The 14,843-nt window shown below is 56.8% G+C and carries 15 protein-coding genes; all 15 read left to right on the plus strand.

The window, feature by feature from the left end; all coding sequences use genetic code 11:
• Positions 1-41: 41 nt before the first annotated feature.
• The 15 genes from fabG (at position 42) to ylqF (ending at position 14,553) form a co-directional block, all read left to right on the plus strand.
• A complete protein-coding gene (gene fabG / locus DFP98_RS05100; RefSeq protein WP_116059714.1) occupies positions 42-788 on the plus strand; it encodes a 3-oxoacyl-[acyl-carrier-protein] reductase in 747 nt (248 codons plus the stop codon).
• A 129-nt stretch (positions 789-917) separates the two neighbouring features.
• Positions 918-1,151 (plus strand): acyl carrier protein, encoded by a 234-nt coding sequence (locus DFP98_RS05105; protein ID WP_094050752.1) that lies wholly within the window; start codon positions 918-920, stop codon positions 1,149-1,151.
• Positions 1,152-1,253: 102 nt separating this feature from the next.
• Positions 1,254-2,495: a beta-ketoacyl-ACP synthase II gene (fabF, locus tag DFP98_RS05110; RefSeq protein ID WP_116059478.1), complete on the plus strand. Its 1,242-nt coding sequence runs from the start codon at positions 1,254-1,256 to the stop codon at positions 2,493-2,495.
• A gap of 105 nt (positions 2,496-2,600) precedes the next feature.
• The gene (rnc, locus tag DFP98_RS05115; RefSeq protein ID WP_116059479.1) at positions 2,601-3,302 is read left to right on the plus strand and encodes a ribonuclease III; all 702 of its coding nucleotides are present in this window, start codon (positions 2,601-2,603) and stop codon (positions 3,300-3,302) included.
• A gap of 30 nt (positions 3,303-3,332) precedes the next feature.
• Positions 3,333-6,902 carry a chromosome segregation protein SMC gene (smc, locus tag DFP98_RS05120; RefSeq protein ID WP_116059480.1) on the plus strand — a complete coding sequence of 1,190 codons (3,570 nt, stop codon included), beginning with the start codon at positions 3,333-3,335 and terminating at the stop codon, positions 6,900-6,902.
• Positions 6,903-7,128: 226 nt separating this feature from the next.
• On the plus strand, positions 7,129-8,136 hold the full coding sequence (gene ftsY, locus DFP98_RS05125) for a signal recognition particle-docking protein FtsY (protein ID WP_116059481.1): 1,008 nt from the start codon (positions 7,129-7,131) through the stop codon (positions 8,134-8,136).
• 192 nt (positions 8,137-8,328) lie between these two features.
• Positions 8,329-8,679 carry a YlxM family DNA-binding protein gene (gene ylxM, locus DFP98_RS05130; RefSeq protein WP_116059482.1) on the plus strand — a complete coding sequence of 117 codons (351 nt, stop codon included), beginning with the start codon at positions 8,329-8,331 and terminating at the stop codon, positions 8,677-8,679.
• 68 nt (positions 8,680-8,747) lie between these two features.
• Positions 8,748-10,130, plus strand: a complete 1,383-nt coding sequence (gene ffh / locus DFP98_RS05135) for a signal recognition particle protein (RefSeq protein ID WP_116059483.1) — start codon at positions 8,748-8,750, stop codon at positions 10,128-10,130.
• Positions 10,131-10,179: 49 nt separating this feature from the next.
• Entirely contained in the window at positions 10,180-10,452 is a 273-nt protein-coding gene (gene rpsP, locus DFP98_RS05140; RefSeq protein WP_094050759.1) for a 30S ribosomal protein S16, read from the plus strand.
• Between the two features lie 121 nt (positions 10,453-10,573).
• The gene (locus DFP98_RS05145) at positions 10,574-10,807 is read left to right on the plus strand and encodes a KH domain-containing protein (protein ID WP_116059484.1); all 234 of its coding nucleotides are present in this window, start codon (positions 10,574-10,576) and stop codon (positions 10,805-10,807) included.
• Between the two features lie 158 nt (positions 10,808-10,965).
• Complete coding sequence (gene rimM, locus DFP98_RS05150; RefSeq protein ID WP_116059485.1) at positions 10,966-11,487, plus strand: ribosome maturation factor RimM; 522 nt, start codon at positions 10,966-10,968, stop codon at positions 11,485-11,487.
• Entirely contained in the window at positions 11,487-12,263 is a 777-nt protein-coding gene (gene trmD / locus DFP98_RS05155) for a tRNA (guanosine(37)-N1)-methyltransferase TrmD (protein ID WP_116059486.1), read from the plus strand. Before rimM ends, trmD begins: the two co-directional genes overlap by 1 nt.
• Before the next feature lie 178 nt (positions 12,264-12,441).
• Positions 12,442-12,786: a 50S ribosomal protein L19 gene (gene rplS / locus DFP98_RS05160; protein ID WP_116059487.1), complete on the plus strand. Its 345-nt coding sequence runs from the start codon at positions 12,442-12,444 to the stop codon at positions 12,784-12,786.
• Positions 12,787-12,863: 77 nt separating this feature from the next.
• Complete coding sequence (gene lepB / locus DFP98_RS05165; protein WP_116059488.1) at positions 12,864-13,583, plus strand: signal peptidase I; 720 nt, start codon at positions 12,864-12,866, stop codon at positions 13,581-13,583.
• Positions 13,584-13,677: 94 nt separating this feature from the next.
• Positions 13,678-14,553, plus strand: coding sequence for a ribosome biogenesis GTPase YlqF (ylqF, locus tag DFP98_RS05170; RefSeq protein ID WP_116059489.1), 876 nt, complete (start codon positions 13,678-13,680; stop codon positions 14,551-14,553).
• Positions 14,554-14,843: the final 290 nt, after the last annotated feature.

Below are 14,843 nucleotides of genomic sequence, written 5' to 3' on the forward strand. Positions count from 1 at the left end.
AAACAGGCGACAAACGGCAGAGAGGCGGAAAGGCAATGGCAATGTGGGATCTGCAAGGCAAGAGCGCGCTGGTAACGGGCGCGTCGCGCGGAATCGGCCGGGCAATCGCCATCGCTCTGGCGGAGGCCGGAGCCGATGTGGCGGTCAACTATGCGGGCAGCGAAGCGGCGGCGGCCGAAACGGTCAAAGCGATCGAAGCGCTCGGGCGCAAGGCGATTATGGTCAAAGCGAACGTAGGCAAGTCGGCGGAGTTCGACGAGATGGTGTCGACCGCGCTCGAAGCTTTCGGCAAGTTGGACATTCTCGTGAATAACGCAGGCATCACCCGTGATAATCTAATTATGCGGATGAAGGAAGCCGAATTCGACGAAGTGATCGAAACGAACCTGAAGGGCGTGTTCAACGGCATCAAAGCGGTGACTCGTCCGATGATGAAGCAGCGCAGCGGCCGCATCATCAACATCTCGTCCGTAGTCGGCGTGCTCGGCAACCCTGGACAAGCCAACTATGTCGCAGCCAAAGCCGGCGTCATCGGCTTGACGAAATCCGCGGCTAAGGAGCTTGCGTCCAGAGGCATTACCGTTAACGCGGTTGCTCCCGGATTCATTGAATCGGATATGACGGACAAGCTTCCCGCGGAGTATCGCGACAAGCTGCTGGGAGAAATTCCGATGGGCCGCATGGGCCGTCCGGAAGACATTGCTTCCATCGTCGTTTATTTAGCTTCGGAAGCAGCCTCTTACATGACGGGGCAGACGGTGCACGTCGACGGCGGCATGTACATGTAATTTTCGGCCGAAGTGGCGACGCCTGCCTAACGGCACGAAAAGCGGCTCTTCGGCCGGTTAGACCCATGCAAGCCTTCTATGGCTTTTTGTCCATGATTCACGTATAATACGTTAAGGGAGGTGAACCGGATGTCCGATGTACTGGATCGCGTAAAACGCATCGTTATCGAACGCCTGGGTGTAGAAGAGGCAGAGGTAACACCCGAAGCATCTTTCAAAGACGACTTGGGCGCTGACTCTCTGGATGTTGTAGAACTCGTTATGGAGCTCGAGGACGAATTCGATTTGGAGATTTCCGACGAGGATGCAGAGAAGATCACAACGGTGGGAGAAGTCGTTAAATACATACAATCTCATGCGTAATGATCGACGGGTCCCGTACTTGCGACGGGACTTCTGCATATTCTAAACCCCGATTCGCGCCGCGCGCGCGACGGATGATATAGCCTGAAGAGGTGAATAGATTTGACACAGCGCGTCGTTGTTACAGGAATGGGGGTCGTCACGTCCCTCGGTACCGACTTGCCTACGTTCTGGAGCAACTTGCTCGATGGCAAATCCGGAGTCAGTCTGATCGAAGCATTCGATACGACCGATTATACGACTAAGATTGCGGCAGAAATCAAGGATTTCGATCCTGGCTTATATAATATCGATAAGAAAGAAGCCCGGAAAATGGACCGGTTCGTACAGTTCGGCGTGGCCGCGAGCAAGCTCGCGATCGAGGACGCGGGACTGGCGATCGGGGAAAATGCCGACCCGGAGCGCGTAGGCGTTATCGTAGGCTCTGGTATCGGCGGTCTGGGCACCTGGGAAGAGCAGCATACGCTGTTGATGGAGAAAGGTCCAAGGCGGGTAAGCCCGTTCTTCATCCCGATGATGATCGCGAACATGGCCAGCGGCCAAATTTCGATGGTCACGGGAGCGAAGGGACCCAACACCGCAGCTGTATCCGCTTGCGCCACCGGAACGCACTCGATTGGCGACAGCTTTAAGATGATTCAGCGCGGCGACGCGGATGTGATGATCTGCGGCGGCGCGGAAGCGACGATTCGTCCGATCGGCATGGCAGGCTTCTGCTCGATGAGAGCGATGAGCACCCGCAACGACGAGCCGGAGAAAGCAAGCCGGCCGTTCGACGTCGATCGCGACGGATTCGTTATGGGCGAAGGCTCGGGCGTACTAATCCTGGAATCGCTTGAGCATGCGAAAGCAAGAGGCGCCCGCATTTATGCGGAGGTTATCGGCTACGGCATGAGCGGCGACGCCTACCATATGACCGATCCCGATCCGAACGGAGCGGCTCGTTGCATGAAGAAGGCGCTTAACGACGCGGGCATCGCGCCCGAGTCCATCCAATACATTAATGCGCACGGAACGTCGACGGGAGCCGGAGACAAGTCCGAGACGACGGCGATCAAGATGACGTTCGGCGACCATGCTCACAAACTGGCGGTCAGCTCGACCAAGTCGATGACCGGGCATCTGCTCGGCGCGGCGGGCGGCGTGGAAGCGGTTATTCTCGGCTTGACGTTGAAGAACGGCGTCATTCCTCCGACGATCAATCTGGATCATCAAGATCCGGAGCTGGATTTGGACTATGTCCCGAACAAGCCGCGCAATGCGGACGTACAGGTTGCGTTGTCCAACTCCTTCGGCTTCGGAGGACACAATGCCACGATTATTATGCGTCAATTCGCAGATTAATCGGATGGGCAATAAGCAAGTTCAAAAAGTGCGCGTGAACGTCGACGCAGGCGGCATTAGCCGCCTGCGTCGGTTGTGTATGAGGCGCGATTGAGGTGACGGTTCATGAAGGAAGGATTTCAACGATTGCAGCAGCGCATTAACGTGACTTTCCGCGATCCGGGGCTGTTGAAGCAGGCGTTTACGCATACTTCTTACGTGAACGAGCAGCGAGGCGCGCGTATTCCGGACAACGAACGGTTGGAATTTCTCGGAGATGCCGTACTGCAGCTTACCGTATCCGAATATTTGTACAGGCTCTATCCGGATTCGCCGGAGGGCGAGTTGACTCGTTTGCGGGCGAGCATCGTCTGCGAGCCTTCGCTCGTCCGTTTTGCCGAGGCGCTCGAATTCGGGCAGATCGTGCTGCTCGGCAAAGGGGAGGAGCAGACGGGCGGACGTACCCGACCGTCGCTGCTTGCAGACGCTTTCGAAGCGTTCCTGGGCGCGTTGTATTTGGATCAAGGCTTGGAGGCCGTTCGGGCGTTTCTCGAACGGCATATGTTCGTGAAGCTGTCGCGGAACGGCCAAGCGCCGATGAAGGACTACAAAACGGAGCTTCAGGAGAAGGTGCAGCAGCTGGCAATGGGCGCGCTTGATTATCGCATTGTCGAGGAGAAAGGGCCGGCCCACGACAAGGAGTTTATCGCCGTCGTCGGGGTGGGCGACCGGCAGTTAGGCAAAGGAATCGGCCGTTCGAAGAAGGAAGCGGAACAGCAAGCCGCATCGCAGGCGCTGGCGTCGTTTGCGAAACAGAATACAAGATGACCTACCGACTCGAGAGGAGAAACCGTCCTTATGTTTTTGAAAAGAATCGAGCTGACTGGGTTTAAGTCGTTCGCAGACCGTACCGAACTTGAATTCGTTCGCGGAATTACCGCCGTCGTCGGGCCGAACGGCAGCGGCAAGAGCAACATCTCCGACGGCATTCGCTGGGTACTCGGCGAGCAAAGCGCCAAGTCGCTGCGGGGCGGCAATATGCAGGATATTATTTTCGCGGGCAGCGACTCCCGTAAGGCCGTTAATTTCGGGGAAGTGTCGCTCACGCTGGACAACGCGGACAAAGCGCTTCCGCTTGATTTCAGCGAGGTAACGGTTACGCGCCGGGTGCACCGCAACGGGGAAAGCGAATACTTGATCAACAAGCAGCCGTGCCGACTAAAGGACATTACCGAGCTGTTCATGGATACGGGGATCGGACGGGAAGCGTATTCGATCATCGGACAAGGCCGGATCGAGGAGATATTAAGTACGCGCTCGGAGGATCGTCGCGGCATTTTCGAGGAAGCCTCGGGAATTGTGAAATATAAGAGCCGTAAGAAGGAAGCGCAGAAGAAGCTTGAGGATACCGAAAACAATCTGCTGCGGATTCACGATCTCGTCAGCGAGCTGAACGGGCAGATCGAGCCGCTGAGGGACCAGGCCGCGAAGGCCGAAACTTATAAGACGCTGAAGGAAGAACTGAAAAATAAGGAAATCGCCTTATACGTTCATCAGATCGAAGGCGTGCACTCCTCCTGGACGCAGACGAGCGAGCGGTTGAATACGCTGCGCGAAGAGCAGACAGGCCTGTCGACTTTCGTAAGCAAGCATGATGCGATTTTGGAGGAGGAGCGTCAGACGCTCGTTCAGCTCGAGGAGCTGTTGGAGAAGCTGCAGGACGAGCTGCTCCGCTGCAGCGAAGACACGGAGAAGACGGAAGGTCACGTCGAATTGCTGAACGAACGGCGCGGCCATCTCGAACGCACCGGCAACGGACTAAGACAGTCGATTGCCACAGCGGAAGAACGGTTTGCTCTGTCTACGGAAGAGGAGCGCGTGCTCAAGGAGAAGCGCGCCGCATTGGAGGGCGAGCTGGAGGCTGCGCTCGTCAAGCTGGCGGAGGAAGAGGACCGATTGGCCCTGGCCGACGGCAGCACGGAAGTCGAGGAACGGCTGAAAGCGGAGCTGTTCGACACGTTAAATGCGATGGCGCAGGCGCGCAACGACATTCGCTACGGCGAAGGCCAGCGCGAGGTGTTGGAGCGGCGGATGACGCGCATTGCGGAAGAGGAAGCGAAATGGCGCGAGCAAGTTGAGGCGCTGGACGCCAAGCGCGAGCGATTGGAAGAGAAGCTGGCGGAAGTCGCCCGTTCGCTGCATGAAGCGCGCGACCGTTATGTCGCAGAGGGAGCCCGCTCCTCCGAGCTTCAGCGGAAGCTGGAGGAGGATCAGATTTCGGTGCGGCGTCATGAGCAGCGCAGAGAAGCGCTCGTCTCTCGGCGCGATACGATCAAGGAGCTTCAGAACGATTATGACGGCTTCCAGCACGGCGTTCGCGAAGTGCTGAAGGCGTCGAAGCGCGGCACTCTGCATGGCGTGCATGGCGCAGTTGCCGAGCTCGTCAGCGTGCCGGGAGATTTGGAGACGGCGATTGAAACCGCGCTTGGCGCGGCGCTGCAGCATATCGTCATGGAGAATGAGAAAAGCTCGCGTGCGGCGATCGCCCACTTGAAGCAGCGCCAATCCGGCCGGGCGACTTTCCTGCCGCTTGACGTTATTCGGGCAAGATCGATTTCCGACGGCGATCGCCGGATGCTGGAGCAGGCCGAGGGCTTTATCGGGGTTGCCGCCGAGTTGGTCGGCTTTGATCCGAAGTACGGCGCGATTGTCGGCAGCCTGCTCGGCAGCGTGTTGATCTCGGAGACGCTGGAGCAGGCGAACCGCATCGCCTCTAGGCTCCAATACCGCTATCGCGTCGTTACGCGCGACGGCGACGTCGTTAACGCCGGCGGATCGATGACCGGGGGCAGCCTGCAGAAGAAGTCGGCCAACCTGCTTGGACGCCAGCGTCAGCTCGAAGAGTTGGAACGCGATATCGGGGAAGCCGAGAAGGCGCGCGAAAAAGCGCGCGCAGCGGTAGACGACCTGAAGAAAGAATTGGCGCAGGTTGCGCAAAATATCGAGCAGCTGCGCGGTCAGGGAGAGCAGGAGAGGCTTAGAGAGCAGCAGGTTTCAGCCGAAATCGCGCAGCTTGAGCAGGAAGAGCGGCTGCTGGAGGAACAGCGCCTGGCGATGGATGGCGAGAAGGCGGCCTTTGCTGCCGAGGCCGGGGCGTTGGGCGCGAGCAAGGAAGACGCCGAGAAGCGGTTGGCCGCGCTGACGAGTGAGGAGCAGCGCATTCAGGAGCGCATTCGCGAAGCGGAGGAGCTTCGCCGCAAGAGCGCGTCCGCGAAGGAAGAGCTGCAAGCGGCGCTGACCGAGCTGAAGGTCGCGATTGCGCGGATGGAGCAGGATCGCGCGTCTCTGGGCGAGCAGCTTGCCCGCCATAGGTCCGATCTCGGTCGCTTGACCGGCGAACTCAAGCAGCTTAAAGAGTCGCTTGAACACAATGAGGCTGAGGCCGAGCGGACGCAGCAGGAATCGGTCGAGCAGCGCGAGAAGCTCAACGATCTTCGGATCCGCAAGAAGCAACTGACCGAGAATCTCGAGTTCAAGCGGGCCGACCGGGCCGAAAAGCAACGGGAGCTGGAGCGCAAGGAAGGCGAGACGAAGGACCAGCGGGCCAAGCTGCGAAACGTCGACGAGAGCTTGCGTCAGGCGGAGATTGCGGTCAACCGGATGGACGTCGAGCTGGACAACCTGCTGCGCAAGCTGACCGAAGAGTACGAAATCGGCTTCGAGCTGGCGAAGGAGCGTTACCCGGTTCCGGAGGACGTCGCGGGCGCCCAGAACGAGGTGCGCGACATGAAGCGCAAAATTTCGTCTCTAGGCGATGTGAATCTCGGCGCGATCGAGGAGTTCAAACGCGTATCCGAGCGTTACGACTTCCTATCGGCGCAAGAGAACGATCTGATTGAAGCGAAGACGAAGCTGCACGGCATTATCCGCGAGATGGACGAAGAGATGTCCAAGCGGTTCCGCACGACGTTCGAGGAGATTCGCAAGCATTTTGTCGTCGTATTCTCGCGCATGTTCGGCGGCGGCCGGGCGGATTTGGTGATGGCCGAGCCGGATAAGCCGCTTGACACGGGCATTGACATCGTCGCTCAGCCTCCGGGCAAAAAGCTGACGAACCTGCAGCTTCTGTCGGGCGGCGAGCGGGCGCTGACCGCGATCGCCTTGCTGTTCGCGATTTTGCACGTCAAGCCGGTGCCGTTCTGTGTGCTGGACGAGGTCGAAGCGGCGCTGGACGAGGCCAATGTGGCTCGCTATGCGCAGTACATGCGGGAGTTTTCCGATTCGACGCAGTTTATCGTCGTTACCCACCGCAAAGGCACGATGGAAGAAGCCGACGTGCTGTACGGGGTCACGATGGAAGAGGGCGGCGTATCCAAGCTGGTATCGGTTCGCTTGGAAGAAACGGACGATATGGTTGCGACGGCGTAACGTTCTGGTGGACCGTTAGAAGGCGCGGAAATTGCCGTGTGAGAGCTGTAACGGTCTGATTGGCCGTTAACGGACCTAGAAAAGTGGCGCAAGAGAGCTGTAACGGTCTGCTAGACCGTTCGAGATTATAAGTTCGTCGAAATGATGGCGATTGTACGGTCGGCAACTCCCAAGCGGCGTAAAGGGAGTGCTCGCGTGCAATTGCAACAGGGTTGGAGGAGCGAGAATGGGTTTTTTTAAGAGGTTGAAGGAGAGCATTGCGTCCAAGACGGAGGCGGTGACAAGCAAATTCCGCGACGGTCTGGCCAAGACGCGCGACGCGCTCGTTGGTAAGGTAGGCGAGCTGTTTAGCCGCCGTAAAAAAATCGACGAGGAGTTTTTCGAGGAGCTTGAAGAAATTTTGATCGGCGCGGACGTCGGCGTGAATACGGTAATGGCGCTGATCGACGAGCTGCGCGATGAGGTGAAGAAGCGCAAAATTGAGGAGCCGGCTCAACTGCAGCCGATTTTGTCCGAGAAGCTTGTGGAGATGCTGCGGGGCTCGGGAGACGAAGTCGGTCTGAATGAAAATCCGAACGGCATTACGGTTATCCTGTTCGTCGGCGTCAATGGCGTAGGAAAAACCACGACAATCGGCAAACTTGCCTGGCGCTACAAGCAACAAGGCAAGAACGTGCTGCTAGCCGCAGGCGACACGTTCCGCGCGGGAGCGATCGAACAGCTCGAAGTGTGGGGCGGGCGCGTTGGCGTAGACGTCATCAAGCAAGTCTCGGGCGCTGATCCGGCGGCTGTCATGTTCGACGCGGTTCAGGAAGCGAAAAGGCGCAATGTCGACGTGCTGATCTGCGACACGGCCGGTCGTTTGCAGAACAAGCATAACCTGATGGAAGAGTTGGCGAAAATTCACCGCGTCATTCAGCGGGAAATTCCGAGCGCTCCGCATGAGACGCTGCTCGTGTTGGATGGAACGACGGGGCAGAACGCGCTGCAGCAAGCAAAGCTGTTCGGAGAGAAAAGCGGCGTAACCGGATTGGTGCTGACGAAGCTTGATGGAACGGCCAAGGGCGGCATCGTCATTGCGATCCGCAACGAGTTGAAGCTGCCGGTCAAGTTCGTCGGACTGGGAGAGAAGATGGACGATCTGCAGGAATTCGACGCCGATCAGTTCGTGCACGCCTTGTTCTCGGGCATGGCCGGAACCGAGGAGAAGGAAGACGACAATCCACAAGAATAGTCGTAAAACATTCAAATAAGTCTGTGAGAGGGATGTTAAGGTGTTTTCCTTGACATCCTGTTTTCTTTTCGGTATGATAGGCGAAGCGTTAGAGATGTAAAGTCTTTTTCCTTGACACCGAAAGCACGGAGATGCGGATTAACGAACGACGAAATCGCATCGCGCGGCCAGGGAATGAGAGGAGCAGCCATTGTGAGCGGGGAGAACGCGCTTGAGAAGACGAACCGAATCAATGAGTTGTATGATTTTTACGGGCCCTTGTTAACCGACAAGCAGCAGACGTTCCTGAAATGTTATTTCCACGATGATTATACACTGGGCGAGATCGCCGAGGATTTCCGGATCAGCCGACAGGCGGTTTACGAGCACTTGAAGCGCGCCGGGCAGGTGCTGGAAGAGTACGAGGCGAAGCTTGGACTTGCGGCAAAACATAGCCGGCTGAACGCGGGAATCGACTTGCTGGAAGAGCAGATTGCCGGATTGCCGACAGAGTGGCGACAGTCTCTCGCAAGCACCGCGGCTTTGCTGAGAAGCGCGGAATGATCGGCGCGTCGCAAGCGGATTTACTGAATTACCTTTCAAAATAACCGTTCCGAAGGAGGGATGGGAAGATGGCATTCGAAGGATTGACAACCCGACTGCAGAACGTATTCGGGAAGCTGAAGGGCCGCGGCAAAGTTTCGGAGGACGACGTTAACGAAGCGATGCGCGAGGTGCGTCTCGCTCTGTTGGAAGCGGACGTAAACTTCAAGGTCGTCAAAGACTTCATCGCCAAGGTGAAGGAGCGCGCGACCGGCCAGGAAGTGCAGAAGAGCTTTACGCCGGCGATGGTTATTATCGATATCGTCAACAAGGAATTGACCGAGTTGATGGGCGGCACGCAGGAGAAGCTGGCGAAGGCGAACAAGCCTCCGACGGTCATTCTGATGGCCGGTCTGCAGGGTGCGGGTAAAACGACGCTGACAGGCAAACTGGCGAAACTGCTGCAATCGCAGAACCATAAGCCGCTGCTCGTCGCGGGAGATATTTATCGTCCCGCCGCGATCAAGCAGCTTGAGGTGCTTGGCGAACAGATTGGCGCTCAGGTGTTCACGCTGGGCGACAAAGTCAGTCCCGTCGAGATTGCGAAACAGGGCGTTCAACTGGCCAAGGATCAAGGCAACGATTATGTTCTGATCGATACGGCGGGCCGTCTGCAGATCGACGAAGAGCTGATGCAGGAAATCAAGGACATTCATGCGGCGGTTAAGCCGGACGAAGTGCTGCTTGTCGTCGATGCGATGACCGGTCAGGAAGCCGTCAACGTTGCCAAGAGCTTCCACGAGCAGCTTGCGTTGACTGGCGTCGTACTGACGAAGCTCGACGGCGATACGCGCGGCGGCGCGGCGCTGTCGGTCAAAGCGGTAACCGGCTGCCCGATCAAGTTTGCTTCGACGGGAGAGCGGATCGACCAGCTCGAAGCGTTCCACCCGGATCGGATGGCTTCGCGGATTCTCGGCATGGGCGACATGCTGTCGCTGATCGAGAAGGCGCAGGAGACGATGGACAAGGATAAGGCGGCCGAGATGGAGCGCAAGATGCGCACCGCCGAGTTCACCTTCGACGATTTCCTCGAACAGATGGAGCAGGTGCGCAAGCTCGGACCGCTCGATCAACTGCTCGACATGCTTCCGGGCATGAGCAAGGTGAAGAACAACCCGAACTTCAAGATCGACGAGAAGCAGATCGCCCGCACGGAAGCGATCGCGAAGTCGATGACGAAGGCGGAGAAGCATAAGCCCGATATCATCAACTACAGCCGCCGCAAGCGGATTGCCGCAGGAAGCGGCACGACGCTGGCCGACGTCAATCGGCTGCTCCGGCAGTTCGAGGATATGAAGAAGATGATGAAGCAGTTTTCCGGCATGATGGGCCCGAAAGGACCGAAGGGCGGCATGAAGGCGCTCAAAGGCATGTTCGGAGGAAAAGGCAAAAACATGAAGTTCCCGTTCTAAAGAGAACAGGATTCTCCATTCCTACTCTTGTCAAGGAGGTGAAAGTCACATGGCAGTTCGCATTCGTTTGAAACGGATCGGCGCTCACAAAGCTCCGTTCTATCGCGTAGTCGTATCGGATTCCCGTTCCCCGCGCGATGGTCGTTTTATTGAAGAAATCGGCGTGTACAATCCGGTTGCTCAACCGGCTCAAGTACAAATCGACGAAGAAAAAGCGTTGAAATGGTTGCAAAACGGCGCACAAGCGTCCGATACCGTTCGCAACCTGCTCAGCAAAGCCGGCGTTTTGAAGAAGTTCCACGAATCCAAGCTCCAGAAGTAATCCTGTCACTAAGGAGCTGCGGCGAAATTAACGATACTTGATTTCGATGCAGTCTCCAAGGAGCTGCGGCGAAATGAGCGATACTTGATTTCGATGCAGTCTCTAACCGGAGGGCTGAGCCATGGAACAATTGATTCGGGTAATTGCCCGAGCGCTTGTGGATCACCCGGAAGACGTGCAGATACAGGTCAGGGAAGACGCGAGAGGCCTGGTGTACGAGCTTTCCGTGCATCCCGACGATGTCGGCAAAGTTATCGGCAAGCAGGGGCGCATCGCCAAGGCGCTGCGCACAGTCGTCTCATCCGCCGCCGTGAAGGAGCGGAGGCGCGTCATCGTGGATATTGTCTCGGAATAATAGGCTAAGAGGGCCGTATCGTGCGTCAGCATGGTGCGGTCTTTTGTCATGAACAGGACGAAAATGCGAGAGCCGTGCGGCTGCGGATGTTTGCGATTTCGGAGGCCAATGCGATATGATAGAGAGAGCTTTGGCGCATAATGGAAGGAGCTAGTTGCATGTCGGAGGGGCGTTTGCTTAACGTAGGAAAAGTTGTCAACACTCATGGAATCAAAGGGGAGCTGAAGATATGGCCCCAGACCGATTTTCCGGAGGTGCGGTTTAAGCAAGGCGGCAAGCTGCTGATGATTCCGCCCGAGGCGGGCGACCCGGTCATGATCGAGATCGTCTCGGCGCGCGAGCAGAAGAAGATGTACGTCTTAAAGATCAAAGGCTTCGACAATATTAATCAGGTCGAAAAATATAAGGGCTGGGAGCTTAAAGTAACCGAGGACGAGCGCGTACCGCTGGAAGAGGGCGAATATTACGTTCAGGATATCGTCGGCTGCGAGGTGGTCACGGAAGAAGGCGAGACGCTGGGCAAGGTGACCGATATTTTGTCTCCCGGAGCGAACGATATTTGGGTTGTCAAAATGCCCAAGGGCAAGGAGCTGCTGCTGCCGGTTATTGACGACGTTGTGCTCGACGTCGACGTTGCCGCGCGTAAAATCAAAGTGCATCTGATGGAAGGGCTGCTCTGATGCGGATAGACGTATTGACGCTTTTTCCGGAAATGTTCGCGGGCGTGTTCGGATCAAGCATTTTGGGCAAGGCGCACGACAAAGGCATTGTGTCGCTCAATACGCTTAATTTTCGCGACTTCGCCAATAATAAACACAACACGGTAGACGATATGCCTTACGGCGGCGGCGGCGGCATGGTGCTCAAGGCCGAGCCGATCTTCGGCGCGGTGGAGCATGTGCTGGAGCGGCAAAGGCGGGCGGAAGACGGAGAAGAAGCGCGTAAGCCGCGCGTTATTCTCATGTGTCCGCAGGGCAGACCGTTCACGCAGGAGATCGCCCGCGAGCTATCCGAGGAATCGCACTTGATTTTTATTTGCGGTCATTACGAAGGCTACGACGAGCGAATCCGCGAGCACTTGGTGACGGACGAGCTGTCGGTTGGGGATTACGTATTGACCGGAGGAGAGCTGCCTGCAATGGTCGTCACGGACGCGGTCGTTCGGCTGCTGCCCGGTGTGCTCGGCAACGAACAGTCGGCCGTTACAGACTCGTTTAGCGATGGCCTGCTTGAGTATCCGCACTATACTCGGCCTGCGGAGTTCAGAGGCTGGAAGGTTCCCGACGCTTTGTTGTCCGGACACCATGCGGAGATCGAGAAGTGGCGTAGGCGGCAATCGCTGGAGCGAACGCTCGCTCGCCGACCGGAGCTGCTGGACCGGGCCGAGTTGACCAAAGAAGAGCGGATATGGTTGGACAGCCTTCATGCGCAGCGGGAAAATTCGGCAGAAAATTGAACGTAACAGTTGTATTTTTGGGCGGGAATATGATATAATTTCAAATGTTGTTTTGTCTTTGTTCGGCTTCGGACAGACAAAATGGAACGAGTAGGACGGTCCTCTGCACGCCAAGATCCGAATGCAGGGTATTCGGGGAGCGGGGTACGAACGTCTGTTAGGGAAGGAGTGAACACAAATGAGCAATCTGATTCAAGCGATCACGCAAGAGCAGCTGCGTAAGGACATTCCAAGCTTCCGTCCTGGCGATACGCTGAAAGTGTACGTAAAAGTCGTCGAGGGTTCCCGCGAGCGTGTTCAGCTGTTCGAAGGCGTCGTAATCAAGCGCCGCGGCGGCGGAATCAGCGAAACCTTCACGGTTCGCAAAATCTCGTACGGCGTAGGCGTAGAGCGTGCCTTCCCGGTACATTCTCCGCGCCTGGAGAAAATCGAAGTGGCTCGCCGCGGTAAAGTTCGCCGCGCGAAACTGTACTACCTGCGCAACCTGCGCGGTAAGGCAGCACGTATTAAAGAAATTCGATAATGGACGACAGAGGAGGGCTTGGCGACGTTCAAGTCCTCCTTTTTGCATATTTACCAGAAAGCTAGAGGCGATTACGAATGGATCACAATGACAATTCCAAACCAAACGAATCGGCCGAGCTGGGAACGAACTCGGCCGCGGATGACCGCGCTGTTCATTCCGGCAGCGAGACGGAGACGTTTTCCGAGGCGACCCGGGGCAGCCGAAGCGCGAAGCCGCCGAAGCGCCAGGGGAATGAGCTGGTGGAATGGATCAAGGCGCTTGCGATCGCCGGCGTTCTGGTGCTCGTGATCCGCTGGTTTCTGCTTAGTCCTTTTATCGTCGACGGGCCGTCCATGGAGCCTAACTTTTGGAACCGCGAACGGATTATCGTCAACAAAATCATTTACGACATACGCGAACCGAAGCGCGGAGAAGTGATCGTGTTTCACGTGCCGGAGGAAGGCCGCGATTTTATTAAGCGGGTGATCGCGCTGCCTGGCGAGACGGTCAAGGTCGACGGCGATCAGGTATACATAAACGGAGAACCGCTTGACGAAACTTATTTGCAGGAAGCTTACGAAGAAGCTCATGCTCAGGGCGAGCTTTACAATCGCTATCGCGAAGAGCGCTCCAATTTTCCGAACGGTTCTTTCCCGGACGGAGTCGTGCCGGAGGGAACGGTGTTCGTGATGGGGGATAATCGCTCGAATAGCGAAGACAGCCGAATGATCGGATATATTCCGACGGATCGGATTGTCGGCCGCGCCGACTTGATTTTCTGGCCGATCAAAGATTTCAAGTTGGTCAAGCATTAAACCGATTATAGCAAACACAAGGGGCCATTCCCCGATCATCGCGCGATGACCGACGGGAAGGCCCCGTTGTTATAGGTAAGGAAGGTGAATCACCATGACGATTCAATGGTTTCCCGGGCATATGACCCGAGCGAGGCGGCAGATTGAAGAGAAGCTGAAGCTGATCGACGTCGTGTTCGAGCTGCTGGACGCCCGAATTCCAAGCTCCAGTCGCAATCCGATGGTAGACGAGATTATAGGCGAGAAGCCAAGACTCGTGCTGCTTAATAAAGCGGACTTGGCGGATCCTGAGAAAACGACGGAATGGAGCCGTTTTTTTCGCGAGCAAGGCTTGGCCGTGCATGCGATCGACGCGAATGCGGGGGCGGGAGTCAAGGAGCTGGCTAGTAAGGCGAAAGAGCTGCTGAAGGAGAAGATCGATCGTCAGATCGCCAAGGGGATGAAGCCGCGCCCGATACGCGCCCTGATCGTCGGCATTCCGAATGTCGGCAAATCAACGCTGATCAACCGGCTGGCCGGACGCAACATTGCCGTAACCGGAGACCGGCCCGGGGTGACAAAGGGGCAGCAGTGGATTCGTTTCGGGGGCGAACTGGAGCTGCTCGATACGCCGGGGATTTTGTGGCCGAGGTTCGAGGATCCTGTCGTCGGCAACCGATTGGCCGCGACGGGAGCGATCAAGGAAGATATTCTTCATCTGGACGAGGTCGCTTGTTTTGTGCTAAAAGTGCTGGTCGAGCAATATGGACAGGTACTCGGAGAGCGCTACGGTTTGACGGATCTGCCTTCCGAGCTGCCGGATATGCAGGCGGCCGTTGAGGTGCTGGAAAGCATCGGCAGGCGCAGAGGCTGCATTGTCAGCGGCGGCCATGTCGATTACGAGAAGGCGGCAACGGTGCTGCTTCGTGACTTGCGCTCAGGCAAGCTCGGTCGGATTACATTCGAAAAGCCGGAAGAGATGCAGATGTAATCCTAAAGCAACGCGAACGATCGAAGAATACGATCATCCAATCTCCGCGGGGTACCCCGTCGGGGATTTTTTTATGAGTGATGCCAAGGCATAGAGCGAAAAAAACTATGACGGACCAATTCATGTGCAGGCCCCGCTTGTGAAGAAGCATTCTCAAGGCGAATTTTCCGAAAAAACGTGACGCCATTTGAACTAACTGCTTCTAACGGCCTGCCTGGTAGACCGTTGCGCGATCGAAATCGTGCGGATGGCCGCCTCTAACGGTCTCACCTTCAATAATCCAATTTATT

Source organism: Cohnella phaseoli, assembly GCF_003386235.1.
In the GTDB taxonomy this organism is placed as follows: Bacteria; Bacillota; Bacilli; order Paenibacillales; family Paenibacillaceae; genus Cohnella; species Cohnella phaseoli.